General features: G+C 52.8%; 11 protein-coding genes. 10 read left to right on the forward strand and 1 reads right to left on the reverse strand.

Going from position 1 to position 15,046, the window contains the following annotated elements; all coding sequences use genetic code 11:
* Positions 1–75: 75 nt before the first annotated feature.
* The 3 genes from pgsA (at position 76) to NTX59_08980 (ending at position 2,313) form a co-directional block, all read left to right on the forward strand.
* Positions 76–690, forward strand: a complete 615-nt coding sequence (pgsA, locus tag NTX59_08970; GenBank protein ID MCX5785810.1) for a CDP-diacylglycerol--glycerol-3-phosphate 3-phosphatidyltransferase — start codon at positions 76–78, stop codon at positions 688–690.
* Positions 691–796: 106 nt separating this feature from the next.
* Entirely contained in the window at positions 797–1,282 is a 486-nt protein-coding gene (locus NTX59_08975) for a phosphatidylglycerophosphatase A (protein MCX5785811.1), read from the forward strand.
* Positions 1,279–2,313 carry a hypothetical protein gene (locus NTX59_08980; protein MCX5785812.1) on the forward strand — a complete coding sequence of 345 codons (1,035 nt, stop codon included), beginning with the start codon at positions 1,279–1,281 and terminating at the stop codon, positions 2,311–2,313. The genes NTX59_08975 and NTX59_08980 overlap by 4 nt, the downstream gene beginning before the upstream one ends.
* 64 nt (positions 2,314–2,377) lie before the next feature.
* Here the strand turns inward: NTX59_08980 and NTX59_08985 are convergent, their stop codons facing one another.
* Complete coding sequence (locus NTX59_08985) at positions 2,378–4,468, reverse strand: DUF2723 domain-containing protein (GenBank protein ID MCX5785813.1); 2,091 nt, start codon at positions 4,466–4,468, stop codon at positions 2,378–2,380.
* A gap of 552 nt (positions 4,469–5,020) precedes the next feature.
* Here NTX59_08985 and NTX59_08990 point away from each other — a divergent pair.
* The 7 genes from NTX59_08990 to groL all read left to right on the forward strand — a co-directional run bounded on the left by NTX59_08990 (position 5,021) and on the right by groL (position 14,964).
* On the forward strand, positions 5,021–5,953 hold the full coding sequence (locus tag NTX59_08990; GenBank protein ID MCX5785814.1) for a response regulator: 933 nt from the start codon (positions 5,021–5,023) through the stop codon (positions 5,951–5,953).
* On the forward strand, positions 5,953–8,019 hold the full coding sequence (locus NTX59_08995; GenBank protein ID MCX5785815.1) for a serine/threonine-protein kinase: 2,067 nt from the start codon (positions 5,953–5,955) through the stop codon (positions 8,017–8,019). Before NTX59_08990 ends, NTX59_08995 begins: the two co-directional genes overlap by 1 nt.
* A gap of 107 nt (positions 8,020–8,126) precedes the next feature.
* Complete coding sequence (locus tag NTX59_09000) at positions 8,127–11,099, forward strand: CHASE2 domain-containing protein (protein ID MCX5785816.1); 2,973 nt, start codon at positions 8,127–8,129, stop codon at positions 11,097–11,099.
* Positions 11,100–11,247: 148 nt separating this feature from the next.
* Positions 11,248–12,057, forward strand: a complete 810-nt coding sequence (locus NTX59_09005; protein MCX5785817.1) for a Stp1/IreP family PP2C-type Ser/Thr phosphatase — start codon at positions 11,248–11,250, stop codon at positions 12,055–12,057.
* Positions 12,050–12,766, forward strand: a complete 717-nt coding sequence (locus NTX59_09010) for an FHA domain-containing protein (protein ID MCX5785818.1) — start codon at positions 12,050–12,052, stop codon at positions 12,764–12,766. Before NTX59_09005 ends, NTX59_09010 begins: the two co-directional genes overlap by 8 nt.
* Before the next feature lie 221 nt (positions 12,767–12,987).
* On the forward strand, positions 12,988–13,299 hold the full coding sequence (gene groES / locus NTX59_09015) for a co-chaperone GroES (protein MCX5785819.1): 312 nt from the start codon (positions 12,988–12,990) through the stop codon (positions 13,297–13,299).
* Between the two features lie 24 nt (positions 13,300–13,323).
* Entirely contained in the window at positions 13,324–14,964 is a 1,641-nt protein-coding gene (groL, locus tag NTX59_09020; GenBank protein MCX5785820.1) for a chaperonin GroEL, read from the forward strand.
* The last annotated feature ends 82 nt before the right edge of the window (positions 14,965–15,046 follow it).

Genomic DNA, 15,046 nt, shown 5'->3' on the forward strand with positions numbered 1-15,046 from the left:
GTGAAGAGGACTCTCTTTGAATCTCTGCACTATTTACTCTCCGCTATCTACTCTAAACTTTCCCTGTAACCTACTATGACTCTAGCCAACCGAATAACGATGAGCCGGATCCTTCTGAGCCTGTTTATTTTCCTGTTGATAATTTCTCGTTCCCTTTGGTCGGAGTTGGGCGCCCTGGCGCTTCTTACCGTGGCAAGCATCTCAGATTATTTTGACGGAGTGATAGCGCGGCGCACTCACACCATGACGCCATTCGGCGCCATAGCCGACCCCTTCGCCGACAAAATACTTGTAATGGCTGTTTTTCTGGCTTTCGCTTCGCTCAGAGAGCTTACCGTTCCGATTTGGGCCGTATTTCTCATACTCATGCGTGAACTGACCATTTCCACCCTTCGCGTGCTCGCGGCGCTTCGCGGGGAGGTAATGAAAGCGGAAAAGACAGGGAAAGTAAAAACCGTTATACAAATGACTTCCGCCTTTATCATATTAACCCTCCTGGTGCTTAAAATATGGGGCAAAAAGTACGGTTTACCGGCGGTATTTCTAGCCGAGACTGCCGGCCGGACCGGGCGAATTGCCTACTGGCTCACGGTATTCACAGCCCTGATAACGGTTTTAAGCGGCGCGGTTTACCTTTACAACCACCGGGACCTGCTCATAAAATCCTGGAGCGAGAAAGAAAACAGCTAGACAGCCTGACGTCCAGGCAGCTGGACCGCTAGACGGCCTTTTTAAAGACTCTTCAGACCATATGGCGGTTTTTAGCTGCCCGGCAGTCTATCCGTCCGGCGTTTTTATGACTAATTTCAAAAATAAAGCCGCAAGATTTTTAGCCAGCGGATTTTATATAAGCTATATCCCGGCCGCGCTCACCGGGTTCAGGAAATTCACCGGCTCCGGCCTGTTCGGCACAGCGCTGGGTTTGCTGCTCGTGCCGCTGCTGCCGGCGGAAAACCGGGACTTTCTCCTTTTCCTTACTTTGTTTTTTTTCTTTGCCGTCTGGGTGGCTGGCCTCGCAGAAGCGTCCTTCGGCGTACACGATGACCCGCGCATAGTTATAGATGAGATCCTGGGTTATTGGGTGGCGGTCGCTTTCCTTGATAAAACCATCTTTAACCTGGCGGCGGCTTTTGTATTATTCCGGATCCTCGACACCCTGAAGCCCTGGCCCATAAAGAAGATAGACCAAACGGTGGGCGGGGGTTTTGGTATAATTATAGACGATGTTTTGGCCGCCGTTGCGGCGAATCTGATGGTAAGATTTTTAAATTTCGCGCTATGAACCTTTTAATTTATATTTCTTTGGCCTTGATGGCTGCCGCGCCGGCAGGCGCGCAGCCGATACCGACAATGCCTGTCACGGGCCCCGCCGCTTTTACCGGCGGCGCAACTACGTCTCCGGTCCCGTTCATCCCCGCTTTTACCCCTGCTAAGGAGACCTCTCCCCAGATTTCTGTCTCTTCAGCAGCCGTTATTACCTCGTCCACTGAAGCGGCGGCCTCCCAACCCTACCAGCCGCCCTCGCAGCCCTATCAGCCTCCCTCGCAGCCCTCGCAACCCTCTCAACCGGCCAAATACAAGGATGCAAGTATCCCTTTAAGCGGAATCGTGCTTATGCCCACAGCCTACCGCGGACGGGATAAAAATACCATAGGCCTAGGGCTGGATATTAACGCCTCTTACTTCATAGGCCGCCTTTACGGCAAAAACTCATTCTCCTGGACGCGTACAAAAACCAATTATCTGGACCGCGTAGGCCTCTGGCTGCTTACCGCCGACGCCAAGATGCTCATTCAGACCGAGGGGCGCTGGCGCCCCGCCGTGGCTTCGGGTGTGCAGGGTATTTTCAAGTTCCGCGACGCGCCCCAGCCCGCTTTAAACCAGACTGTCACCCTCACGGTTAAAGCAACAGGCAAGACAACCGATACTTATGCCAACGCCTATCTGGTCATGACAAAGCGCCTGCACCCTAAATTTCTCATAAGCGCCGGATACTCCGACGGAGACATGCCTAAAGTGCTCTACCAGATGTCCGAATTCCTTTCAAAAGACGCGTTAACCCTGAACGGACGCGCCAAGCAGAATGTTCCGCCCGGCATGCTTTTTGGCGGTTTCATGTGGCTGCCGAAAACCGACTCCACCATAGGGGCCGAGTTTATAATTCCGCAAGGGGCTCCGCAAAGCCCGAAACTCATAAATTTCCACCTTGGGACCCTTCTCAAACTGAATTTTGAAGTATCGTATCTCTCCTTCAAAGGCGGCTGGGATTTGCTCGGCATGTTCCAGTTCCGCTACAACTACTTCCCAAGATAACAAAGAGCGAGTAGCGAATAGCAAATAGCGAATAGTGGGTAAGGAACTCCTTATTTACTATTCGCTATTTGCTATTTGCTATTCCCTGCGTCATCCGCTTGAGGTAATACGCGGCTTCTTTATGGGCGGGGTTGAGTTTAAGGGTTTCAACAAGCTCCGAATAGACCCTGTTCGGATCCTTGTTCCAGTAGAGGATGGCTATATTGTAATGCGCCTGGGCCATGCCGGGGTCGGCCGCGAGCGCCCGCCGGTAAGCGTCTTCAGCCTGGACCGGATTGCCGGTTTTTTCAAGAGCCACTCCGTAGTTAAGCCACGCGTACGCGCTTGAAGCCGCAAGGCCGTTTTTAAGCGAGTCAAGCGAATAATATTCGGAGCTTAAATCCATTAAACGTCCGTAAATTTCAGCCGACGCCCTGAAGTTTTCGCCGGCACGGCGCCAATCGCCCTTTGAAGAATAATAAAAGCCGGCCTGCAGCGGCGCATCCGGTATGTCGGGGTCAAAGCGCCCTGAAAGCGCCAGCCCCTGCAGCGCCTCAGGATCAAGCGCTGAAGAACCGTTTAAAAACGCCGCCCTCGTCACCAGGCTTTGCGCGTATGAAGTGCCTATATCCCTGTCAAAAAAATCGCGGTAAGGATGCTCAAGAAAGCGGAAACTATAAAGCGAAAACGGGTAGAAAATATCAGCGGAAGCGGAAGGGTAAAGGGCGTTTACAAGTCCCGCCGGCACGGTTGCGACTTTCGCCGGCAGTTCCGCGTCAAGCGTGGAGTAAAACCCGCCGCGGTTGGCCGATCTGAAAGAGCGCCAGTCCTCTTCCGAACCTGAATTCAGGTTAAAAAGGACAAGGTCCGGGCTGTAAAGGCGTTTCGTGTTCCTGTACCAGGGCGAAGCGCTGAGTCCCTGCGCCACAACCGCGATATCGGGCCTTGTTTTTTTTATCGTCTGCGCATACCATAAAGAAAAAAGCTGAACATCTTTTTTCACGGCAAGCAGGCCGCCGGGAGGCACGGACCGAAGGACGTCGGACGCGTAATCTTCAGCCGCGAAAAGCTCCCGTCTGTCGGCGTGCGGAAAATTTATAAAAAAAGCCCAAAGGGCGGCCGCCGCGGCCGCCAGAACGATCAGCGGGAAAAACCTTCTGTATCTTTCGCCGATATGAAACAGCCCCGCCGCGGTCCAAAAAAGAACCGCCAGGTCCGGCAGCAGATAGTAGGGTTCCACCACGGCCAGCGCGTGGGGGTTTGGCGGCATATTACCCATAAAAAGAAAAACCGGTCCGGCCAGGAGAAAAAGCGCGGCCATGGCCGTGAACCGTCTTTTGGAAAAGCGGAATTCCGAATAAAGCCCGGCGCAGGCGGCAAAAAGGGCGAGGTTGAAATTCCCTATCAAATGCAGCGCGTAATATTTGAGATTTGGAAAAAACAGCGCGCCCGCGGCATAATTTTTGGATATCAGGTCCAGAGTGGAGCCATAGCTTTTGCGTGTAATTACGGCGATCAACGAGGCAAAATCCGCCGGATGGCTCCAGTCAAAAAGCGGATTTGAGCCGGAACGGACAAGCAGATAAAGATACAGCGAGAATCCGAGCGCAAATAAGCCGGAGGCTTTCAATAAATTCGCGGCCCAGGCGCCGCGCCATGTATTTTTAAGCGCCGGGAAGATCAAAATAACCGCGGTCGGAAAAACAAAAACTATATCCATGCGGTTGGTCATGGAAAGCCCGGCGAGGTATGCAAGCAGAAAGAGCTTGTTTTTTGAGCAGGCGGCGGCGGAATCAAAAGCCAGGAACAAAATCAGGCAGGCAAGCAGGGTGTTAAGCGCGTACATTTCCGAAACGCTTGAAACAGTCCAGAAAGTAAAATTGAGCCCGAGCAAAAGCGCGGCGGCGACCGCGCTTAAGGGAGAAAACAAGACGCTTAAAAGCTCATAAAGGACCATTATAGCGCCAAGGCCGGCGGCCGCGGAGAACAGGTTCAGAGCCCAGGCAAAATTACCGGGCATAAGCATTGAAAAAACCCGGGCGGTCACCGCGTAAAGCGGATAACCGGGCTGATGCGGCACGCCAAGGCTGTACGCGTCGCAGGCCATTTCGCCGGCGTCGCGATAGGGGGCAAGGCCGGGCGGCAGGCAATAAATATAAAGCAGCGTGAAAAGCACAAACAAAAAGGCTCCGCAGGCAAGTTTAGGGGGATATGAGGTTGGTTTTAAAACGGGCTTAGAATCCATTATGGTAGATCTTGTAACTGTTCAGGTGGTTAGGTTCACGGTTGTCTTTTGCATGATCTTCATGCTTTTTCAAGGCTATGCCAGTGCCGTATCAGAGGCCATGCCTATCAGACGGCCAACCGTTGAACCATTAAACCGCTGAACCGTGAACCTGTGTAGTAACTAGATTTTAGTAAATTCGGACAAAAAAAGGCAGGGCTGCCTTTTTGGGGGGTAGGGTGAGGGAGGCAGCCCTGACATATTGATTTTAGCACCGATACTGACCTTTGTCAAGTGCAGCAGCCTTTTGTGATTTTTACGGCTTTTGGTGTATTTGCGGTGCAGCGTTTTTTGCGCTTTTTTAAGCCTTTTCGCGGCACCGCAGGCCTTTTTAGGGGAAAATTGATTTACCGCTATATATTATTTATAATATACGCGTAACGCGCAACGCCGTGTTCGTCACGGCACGCAGTTTCAGACCGCTTACAGCGCGGGGGGAATATTTTGCCCGATAAGACCATACTGGTTGTGGACGATGATCCCAACGTGGGACTGCTTATTTCCGCCGTGCTCAAAAAGTACGACTACACCGTGGTCGCGCTTTACAGCGGCGCCGAGGTGCTGGATTTTTTACAAAATAAAAAACCGGACCTGATACTGCTTGACCTGCGTATGCCGGGCCTTGACGGTTACGCCCTCTGTAAGCGTGTAAGGGAAAATCCCGACACCCGGAATATTCCAATAATCATATTAAGCGGGGTAAGCGAGGTGGACGCCAAGGTAAGCACAATAGAGCTTGGGGCCGACGACTTCATTACCAAACCTTTTGACGTGCGCGAACTGCGCGCGCGCATTAACCGTATTATAAACCGCAAAACCGCCGACACCGCTCTTAACCCGCTCACACACCTGCCCGGCAGCCCCGCCATTGAGGAAGAAGTGCACAAGCGCCTTGACGCGGGCGAAACCTTCGCGTTCCTCTATATTGACGCCGACAATTTCAAATCCTACAACGATGTTTACGGCTACGCTAAAGGCGACGAGGTTATAAAACACATTTCCGCGCTGCTCGCCGCGAAAGCCCGGCAATACTCTCCGAAAAATCATTTTATAGGTCACATCGGCGGCGATGATTTTGTGCTTATCCTCGGCGCCCCCGAGGCGGAACGAACGGCCAAAGCCGTGGCCGAGGAATTTGACCGCACGATCCCGTCTTTTTACACGGAAGCCGACAGAAAGCGGGGTTTTATAATCACCTCCGACAGAAAAAACAAAACCACTAATTTCCAGATAATGTCCCTTACGGTGGCCGTGATCATTCCCAAGGGGATCAGGCATTACGGCAAGATAGTTCAGACGGCGGCGGAACTGAAGCATTACGCCAAAACCATGCCCAATCGCCAGGGCAGCGTCTATATAAAGGACAGAAGGCTATAATGGACATCACGGGCGATCTTACCAATACTGTCTTCGCCGGCTGCAGGCTGATCAAAAAAATCGGCCAGGGCGGCATGGGCACTGTTTATACGGCGCGCCATGAAACCCTCGACAAGGTAGTCTGCGTAAAACTCCTTGCGCCGGAGCTGGCGCGCGACCAGCGCAATATAGATTTTTTCCTGAGGGAAGCCCGCTCCGCTGCCAAGCTTGACCACCCGAACATCGTCCAGGTGTATAATTTCGGCCAGGAAAACAACTCTTATTTTATCGTAATGTCATACGTGGAGGGGCGGACCCTTTCGGAAATCGTAACTGAAAAAGGCCCGCTTGCCGTTCCGGAAGCGACCGAGATGATACTGGGCGTTTTGGAGGGGCTGGCTCACGCTCACTCAAAAAGCATCATCCACCGCGATATCAAGCCCTCCAATATTCTGGTAGGACTCGACGGAGTGCCCCGGATAGCGGACTTTGGACTTGCCAGGAGTATAAACGAAGAGAAACAGCTCACCATAGCCGGTGAAATGGTGGGTACCGCTTATTTCATGTCTCCCGAGCAGGGACTTGCGGGAAGCGTGGACGCCCGCTCCGATCTGTATTGCACGGGGGCCACATATTTCTATATCCTCACCGGACGATTCCCTTTTGAAGGCAAGAATTCGATAGAGGTCATACATAAGCATATAAGCGAACCGTTCCCGAACATCATACTTATAAAACCTGATATACCGCTTTGGGTGTCGCGCATTCTGGAAAAGGCAATGCGAAAAAAACCCGACGACAGATACCAGAGCGCGCGGGAACTGATCGCCGACCTGAAAAAATGTAAAGACACCGTTGAACAGAACTCCTCCTCCTGGGAAAATTCGTTCGACATCCCGGAAATAACATCCCGCATGAACGTGCCGCCGCCTCCGTCGCATTCGGCCTCGCTTGAAAGGGCGGATCCGCGGGTTTCTGACCGGAGCGGCAGGGCTGCTGCGGCGCCCGAACCGGTAACCGCCCCAAGGCAGCAGGGCGGCAAACCCGCCGCAGCAAAAAAAACAAAGTTCCAGTTGTCCGCCCTGTACAACGCGGTTCAAATACTGCTGCACAGCGCTCTTGCGCTGGCGGCCACCGGCTGTTTTATCATTTCAGGAGCCTCAGGCAGGGTAACCGGCAGCCTGTATTCTCCTTTTATTGACAACCCCGTAACCGCCGGTTTTTTCGCGGTTTTGGGCGCGGCGCTTTTCGCGTGGACCGTATCGCTAAAACCCTTGAAATTCACTTTTCAGCACGCTTTTCTGCTTGCCGCGGCCGCCGTTGCCGCTTACGCCGGCGGCGCCTATATTCCCGCGCCTGAAACCGTCGACACCGTGGCTAAGGCTTTTTTCGCGCTCAAAATAAGCCTTGAGAACGCTTTTTCCTCCGCCAACATTCTTATTTACGCCCTCTTCCTGTATCTGGCTGCTTCAAAGGTCATATTCCGCGACAACTGGATATTAAAAACGGCGGCAATCGCGGCCTATTTATTTTCCATGTTTCTGACTTACACATATTTCAAGGGCGGCCTTGCGCCGGAACAGACTTATATGGCCGCGGCGGTAATCCTGGCGCTTGCGGGCATAGTCACGGGCGCTACCGTTAAGGAGTTCTCTCTGTTTTATAATCCGCCGGTGCTTTTTTTGGCCGCCAACGCTCTGGTGTTCGTGATGTTTACAAACCCGATGGTATCGGCCATAACAGACGAAAAAGTCAGGGCTGCGGCCCTGCAAGTCAGCCAGGAAAACCGTATGGCTATGGTTCAATACCACCTGGCGGTCATGTCCGCCGAAAGCGAGCCGCAGTATGATCTGGAAGGACGCCCTATTGAAAAAAAACTCCCGCCCCAGCCGCAGGAAATACAGCCGCCTGCACGAGGGGAACTTTCCAACGCGGCCAGGGCGCAATATTACGCGCAGCTTGAGCATAAAATCGGCCGCAGCCTGGCAGACTCGGCCGGCATAATATTTATAGCGCTTTTCCTCATGCTCATGGCGGATGTCTGCTTTGCGGAAGAACTGCTGGCGGTTTATATGCAGGAAACCTAGCGTTGCTACGCACCGCTAGGTGCAAGTCTCATGTCTCAGGTCTCAAGTAAAGCATGAGAGTTTGCCTGAGACTTGTGACTTGAGACTAACTTTAACGGAGAACACCGGTGAAAAAAATTATTTTCTCAAATCTGCTGTGGGGGTCGGCGCTCCTTTCGGTAACGCTGTTTTTTTATTTTACCGGCACCGGCCTTGAAACCGCGGAGCTGAAATTTTACGATTTCCGCGCCAAAATGAGCGCCGCCTCTTCCGCGAAAAATGAAATAGCGATCATAGAGATAAACGACGACACCATTTCAAAAATAGGCCGCTGGCCGTGGCCGCGCTCAGAAGTGGCCGACATGCTTCTCTGGCTTTCAAGCTCCACGGCGCGCCCCTCGGTTATAGGCTTGAACATACTTTTTTCGGAACCGGAAAAAAACTCGGAATTGGAGCTTGGCGACTATCTGAAAAGCAGATACCTCGCCCTTGTGGCCGATAAAAAGATAAAGGAAACGACAAAAGACTCCGACTTTTCAAAAATCATAGATGAGGCCCAAGCTGGCTTCGACAACGACCCCAAACTGGCGGCCGCCGTGGCCGACGCCGGCAATGTGGTGCTTCCCATGTTGATAAAAACCGGGGAATCGTCCTCAAAGCCGGAGCCCGAACCCCAATGGCTGAAAAAATTCTCGCCCGCCATAGGGCATTCGGCGGCGCAAGCCGATATCGCGGCGGAAGGTTCGCAGATTACCGTTCCGCTTGAAGTTATGGGCTCCAGCGCCGCCGGGGTGGGTTATGTGAATGTTTTCGCGGACTCGGACGGCACGCTGCGCCGGGAATATCCGTTCAGCCCCTACGACCGGAGTTTTTATCCTTCTTTCGCCTCAGAGATAGTGCGCGTGCGCCTGAAACTGACGCCGCAGGAGGTTATATTTTCACCGGGCGCCCTGGCGGCGTTCGGACACAATAAAATACCGCTTGATCAAAGCTCTTCCGTGCTGGTGGCTTTTAACAAAAACAAGTCTTCTTTCAAGCACTACTCTTTTTATGATGTAATGAGCGGAAAAATAGTGCCGGAAACTTTCAAAAACAAGATAGTGCTCATAGGCTTTACCGCACAGGGTATGGGCGCGCCTTATGCGACTCCCGTGGAAAGCAATTTACAGGCGGTGGAATTTACCGCGAACGTGATAGGCGACATTCTTGAAGGCCGTTTTATTTCAAGGCCTGAGTGGGCCTCCCAGGCCGAGCTCGGTCTTATTGTTTTTGCCGGCCTTCTTGTTATCTTCCTCCTGCCCCGCCTGAACGCCGGTCTGGGCGCCGGCCTTACGGTTCTGCTGTCAGGCTCTTTGGTGGGCTGGGGTATTTTCCTGTTCACCTCAAAAAGCATGTGGCTTAAAACTCTTTATCCCTCTTGTCTGCTCGTGGCCGGCTATATTCTCATCGTCATCAAACGCTTTTTCAGCGCGGAAAAGAAAAAAGAGTTCATGGAAGTTTCCGCCACGGAAACCAACAAGATGCTCGGGCTCTATTTGCAGGGACAGGGCATGCTTGATCTGGCCTTTGAAAAATTCCTCCTTTGCCCTGGTGACGGAACCATGAAAGACCTTCTTTATAACCTGGCGTTGGATTTTGAGCGAAAACTTCAGTTCAGCAAGGCGGTGGCTGTTTACGGCCATATTTCGCTTAACGACCCCGCTTATAAAGATATAAAAGACAAGATGGAAATGCTTACCAAGGCCTCCAACGAAGCCGTTGTCGGCGGCGGGCCGGGAGAAAAGCCCGTGAGTGATGCCGCCATGCCGGTTGAGGAGTCCTCAACCAGTTCCTCCGCTATTTCCAAGCTCGGCCGTTATGAAATCACCAAGGAACTCGGAAAGGGCGAGATGGGTATGGTTTACCTGGGCAGAGACCCCAAAATAAACAGGCTGGTAGCCCTAAAAACCATGAGTTTTGAGGAAGGCGCAGACGAAAAAACCATGAAGGAGCTCAAAGAGCGTTTCTTCCGAGAGGCGCAGGCCGCGGGCAAGCTTTCCCACCCGAACATTGTTAAGATCTTTGATACCGGAGAAGAAAAGAAAACAGCCTACATAGCCATGGAACCGCTCAAAGGCGACAGCCTGAAAAAACGGACAGCCAAAGGTTCGCTTTTACCCGTGGACAAAGTCCTTGAATATATTGAGAAGTCGTCCGAGGCGCTGGACTATGCGCATAAAAACGGCATTATACACCGCGACATCAGACCGCCCAATATCATGCTTCTTGAAGACGGCACGGTGCGAGTGACTAACTTCGGTACAGCCGGCGCGCAGGAATCTGCCGAAGCCGCCACCGCCGCCGTTACGGACTCGTCCTATTATATCAGCCCCGAGCAGATAGCCGGCCAGAAAGCGGACGGCCGGGCGGATATTTTTTCGCTTGGCGTTACCATGTTTGAACTGCTTACCGGCGCGCGTCCCTGGAACGACGCCCTGGGCACGCTTTTCTTCCAGATAACCGCCGACCCCTGCCCTGACCCGATGGTTCGCAACCCCGCGCTTTCAAAGGACATCGTCGCGGTTATAGACAGGGCCCTGAAAAAGAAACCCAATGAAAGATACCAGACGGCGGGCCAAATGGCGGAAGATATAAAGAATATTCTCCGCAAAAAGCCGCTTCCGGCGGAAAGCCCAAAAGCGGCCGCCTACCCCGCTAAACCGTCCGGGTGGGCGCCGGAGCAAAAAAAACCGGTTATTGCTCCGCAAGTCAAACCCGCTCCCGCACAAGCCGCGGCAGGGCCACAGTCGTCGGGAGGCAGACTGGCGGCAACCGCTTCGCAAGCGCCTATAGCCAAACCCCAGCCGCAAAAACCCGCGCCCAGGGGAACGGGCGGGAACCGCGATGTCGAAGCCTTCGTCCCAACGCCGCAGCCAAAACCTGAAGCGGCAAAACCGGAGGATCAGGCCCAAGCGCCAGCCCCTAATTCCAAAGCCGCCGGTTCGCTGGTGGCGGGTTTCGCGAAGCCCACGAGCGGGTGGGATTTTGAAAAAATCCGGTCGCTTATTTACACTGAAGAGGAAAACAAAAGCAAAGAGGAAAATAAAAACAAAAACAAATGACACCATCGTCCGACCATTCGCCGCTGGCGAATAACAATTTTATCTTCAGGACTTTTTACGGAAGCAGGCTCCGCTGCTTCCGGCTGTCGGACATGTACTCAAGTAATTTAAAATTTAAGGCGGCCTTTGACCGCAGGCAGGTGATGGAATGACCTTTAAAATTAAATTCGCCTGGCAATCCGACACGGGTAAGCTCAGAAAAAACAATGAAGACAGCGCGCTTGTGGACCAGGATTTAGGCCTTGCCATAGTTGCCGACGGCATGGGAGGACACAGCTCAGGCGAAGTGGCGAGTTCCATGGCGGTTAAAGTCACCCGCGACAAATATGATTCCATGCGGCGCACCAACATCAAACCTTCCCCTTTTAATGAGAAATTCATGCTTGAAACCAACCAGTTGGGTTTCGCCGTACAGATGGCTAATTCAGTTATTTACGAAACGGGCAATTCAAGCCCCGACAACAAGGGGATGGGAACCACGCTGACGTCCGCGCTCTTGAACGGCAACCGCCTTTGCACCGCGCATATAGGCGACTCGCGCCTTTATATTTTCCGCTCCGGCGCCCTTCAACAGATAACCGAAGACCACTCGCTTGTAATGGAGCATGTGCGCAAAGGCCTGCTTACCAAGGAACAGGCGGAAAAATCCCCGCTGCAGAATATCCTTACCCGCGCCCTGGGCTCGCAAAAGAATCCTCTCATAGACCTCATAGAAACGGTTGTCAAGGACGGAGACCGCCTGCTGCTGTGCACAGACGGACTTTTCAAGGCCGTTTCGGAAGAAAAAACCGCGGAAATCCTGAAAACCAACCCTGATGACCGCAAAGCTTGTGAGCTGCTGGTGGAAACTGCTAACATGAACGGGGGCCCCGATAACGTGACCGTCATAGCAGGCACCGTCAGTAAAAAAAATCTGAAAGAAACATTCACGGATATGTTCAAGAAATCGTATGCCTAAACTTCTGCTTAAACTTGAAGCGGCAGTCATAAAAGAGATAACGCTGGATAAGCCGGTTTTTACCATAGGCAGAAAGCCGGATAACGATATCGCGCTCGACCACGCCACTGTTTCAGGCCACCACTGCAAAATTTATTCGGCCGGCGGTTCCTGGTTTGTTGAAGACTTGAACTCCACCAACGGCATCTTCGTCAACGGCAAGCGCGCGCTTAAGGCCGGTTTGCGTCAAAATGACGCTATAGCCATAGCTAAATATTCGCTGATTTTCTCCGACGACGGCGGCCCCGAGGCGCAAAGCGCACAGCAGACCGGGGCCCCGGCGGCGCAATGCGCCCAGCGGACCGGGGTTCCGGCGGCGCCGCAACCCAGGCAGGAGCTGCCTCAGCAGAAAACCATTCCGAAAGCCGCCTTGGAAGTTCTTGAAAATCCGGCCGGCGACAAGAAAGAATTTGAGCTGACCGCCTCCTCCTCTTATATAGGAAAATCCTCCCAGGCCAATATTCCCTACAAGGCGGGGGGGTTGTTCGGCAGCGGCCCTGACATGGCCGCCGTCATTACCAGGCGACCGGAGGGATACTTCCTCAGTCCTGTAAAGGAAGGCTACACCAAGCACAACGGCGACCCCCTTAATGCCAAGATACCCCTTAAGGACGACGACATCATTGCAGTGGGCTCCACCAAATTCAGATTCTTCATTAAGAAGACGTAACCCAAAAATTGCAGGTAGACAGGAGTCAGAAGCCAGAATTCAGAATTCTGACTCCTGAATTCTGACTACTGGCTACCTGAATAGCTATTCTTTATTAGCAATCAAACACAAAGAGTGCTATTGACACTTAAAACCGCTTTTGCTAAAATTAGCAATTGTAGGGTTCAAGTGCTAAAAATCATTTTCAAAAAAACCAGGCACTTTAAAAAGGAGACAATAACATGTCAGAAACAGCGACTAAAATAAAAATCCAGCCGCTCGGCGACAGGGTAATTATAAAGGCCCTTGAGCCGAAAGAAGTTAGAAAGGGCGGCATCATAATTCCGGACACCGCCAAAGAAAAACCGCAGGAAGGCGAAGTGATGGCCGTGGGCAAAGGCAAAATTGCCGAAGACGGCAAGCTTATCGCCATGGAAGTAAAAACCGGCGACCGCGTGCTTTACGGAAAATATTCCGGCACCGAAATCAAGATAAACGACGAAGAGTATCTCATTATGCGCGAGGAAGACGTCCTTGGCATAGTGCGGCTATAATATAAGAAAAGGAGAAAAATTAACATGGCAAAGCAGATAATTTATTCGGAAGAGGGGCGCATGCTCCTTAAAGCCGGCGTGGACAAGCTGGCCAACGCCGTAAAAGTGACCCTCGGCCCCAAAGGCAAAACGGTCATACTCTCAAAGAAATACGGCTCCCCCACCATCATTGACGACGGCGTGACCATCGCCAAGGAAATAGAGCTGGAAAACAACTTTGAGGACATGGGCGCCCAGCTGGCGCGCGAGGCCGCCTCAAAAACCAACGATATCGCCGGCGACGGGACCACCACCGCCACCGTGCTCGTACAGGCGATTTTCACCGAGGGCCTTAAAAACATCACCGCCGGCGCCGACGGCATTCACGTGAAACGCGGCATAGACAAGGCTGTGCAGGCCATAGTCGAGGATCTCAAAAAAATGGCCAAGCCCGTGAAAACCAAAGAAGAGAAGGCCCAGATAGCCACCATTTCCGCCAACGACAAGGTAATAGGCGACCTGATCGCCCAGGCCATGGAAAAGGTCGGGCATGAAGGCGTTATCACCGTTGAAGAGGGAAAGTCATCCGAGACCGAACTGGACGTGGTTGAAGGGATGCAGTTTGACCGCGGCTATATATCGCCCTACTTCGTCACCGATCCGGAAAGGATGGAATGCGTGCTTGAAGACGCCCTTATCCTTATAACCGACAAGAAGATATCCGCCATGAGCGACCTTTTGCCGACACTGGAAAAAATAGTCCAGACGGGCAAACAGTTCCTTATAATAGCGGAAGATATTGAAGGCGAAGCCCTGGCGACCCTTGTGGTCAACAAACTGCGCGGAACCCTTAAAGGCTGCGCCGTTAAAGCGCCGGGCTTCGGCGACAGGCGCAAGGAAATGCTTGAAGACATAGCCATCCTCACCGGCGGCGAAGTCATCAGCGAAGACCGCGGGATGAAGCTTGACAAAGCCACGCTGGAACAGCTGGGCAAAGCCAAGCGCGTGGTTATCGACAAAGAGAACGCGACCATAGTCGACGGCGCCGGCGACAAGGCGGAAATAAAGAAGCGCACCGGACAGGTCCGCAAACAGATCGAAGACACCACCTCCGACTACGATAAGGAAAAGCTTGAGGAAAGGCTTGCCAAGCTCTCCGGCGGAGTAGCCGTGATACGCGTGGGTGCGGCCACCGAAACCGAGATGAAGGCCAAGAAATCAAAGATCGAAGACGCCAGGAACGCCACCAAGGCGGGCGTTGAGGAAGGCATCATCCAGGGCGGCGGCGTAGCCCTTATACGCGCGGTCAAAGCGCTTGAAAGGGTGAAGTTTGATAATGAAGACGAAAAAACCGGCATCAACATCGTGCGCAAGGCCGTATACGCGCCTTTGAGAATTATAGCCGAGAACGCGGGGATGGACGGTTCCATCGTCATAGAGAAGATAAAGAACTCTTCCACCGAGATCGGCTTTGACGCCGAAACCCTGACCTATGTGGACGTAATGAAAGCCGGCATCGTGGACCCGTTAAAGGTAACACGCACCGCGCTTGAAAACGCGGCTTCCATAGCCAGCACGCTGCTTACCACCGAGGCTCTTGTGGCGGATCTGCCCGAGAAAAAGGACAAAATGCCCGCGATGGGCGGAGGAATGGGCGGAATGGGCGGCGGCGGAGATATGTACTAACAGCAGCGAATAGCGGCTAGCAAATAGCGAATAGTTGCTGACAAAAAACCCCGGGTCCAAAAGGCCCGGGGGTTTTATTTAT

The sequence above is a fragment of the Elusimicrobiota bacterium genome (assembly GCA_026388155.1).
In the GTDB taxonomy this organism is placed as follows: Bacteria; Elusimicrobiota; Elusimicrobia; order Elusimicrobiales; family UBA9959; genus UBA9634.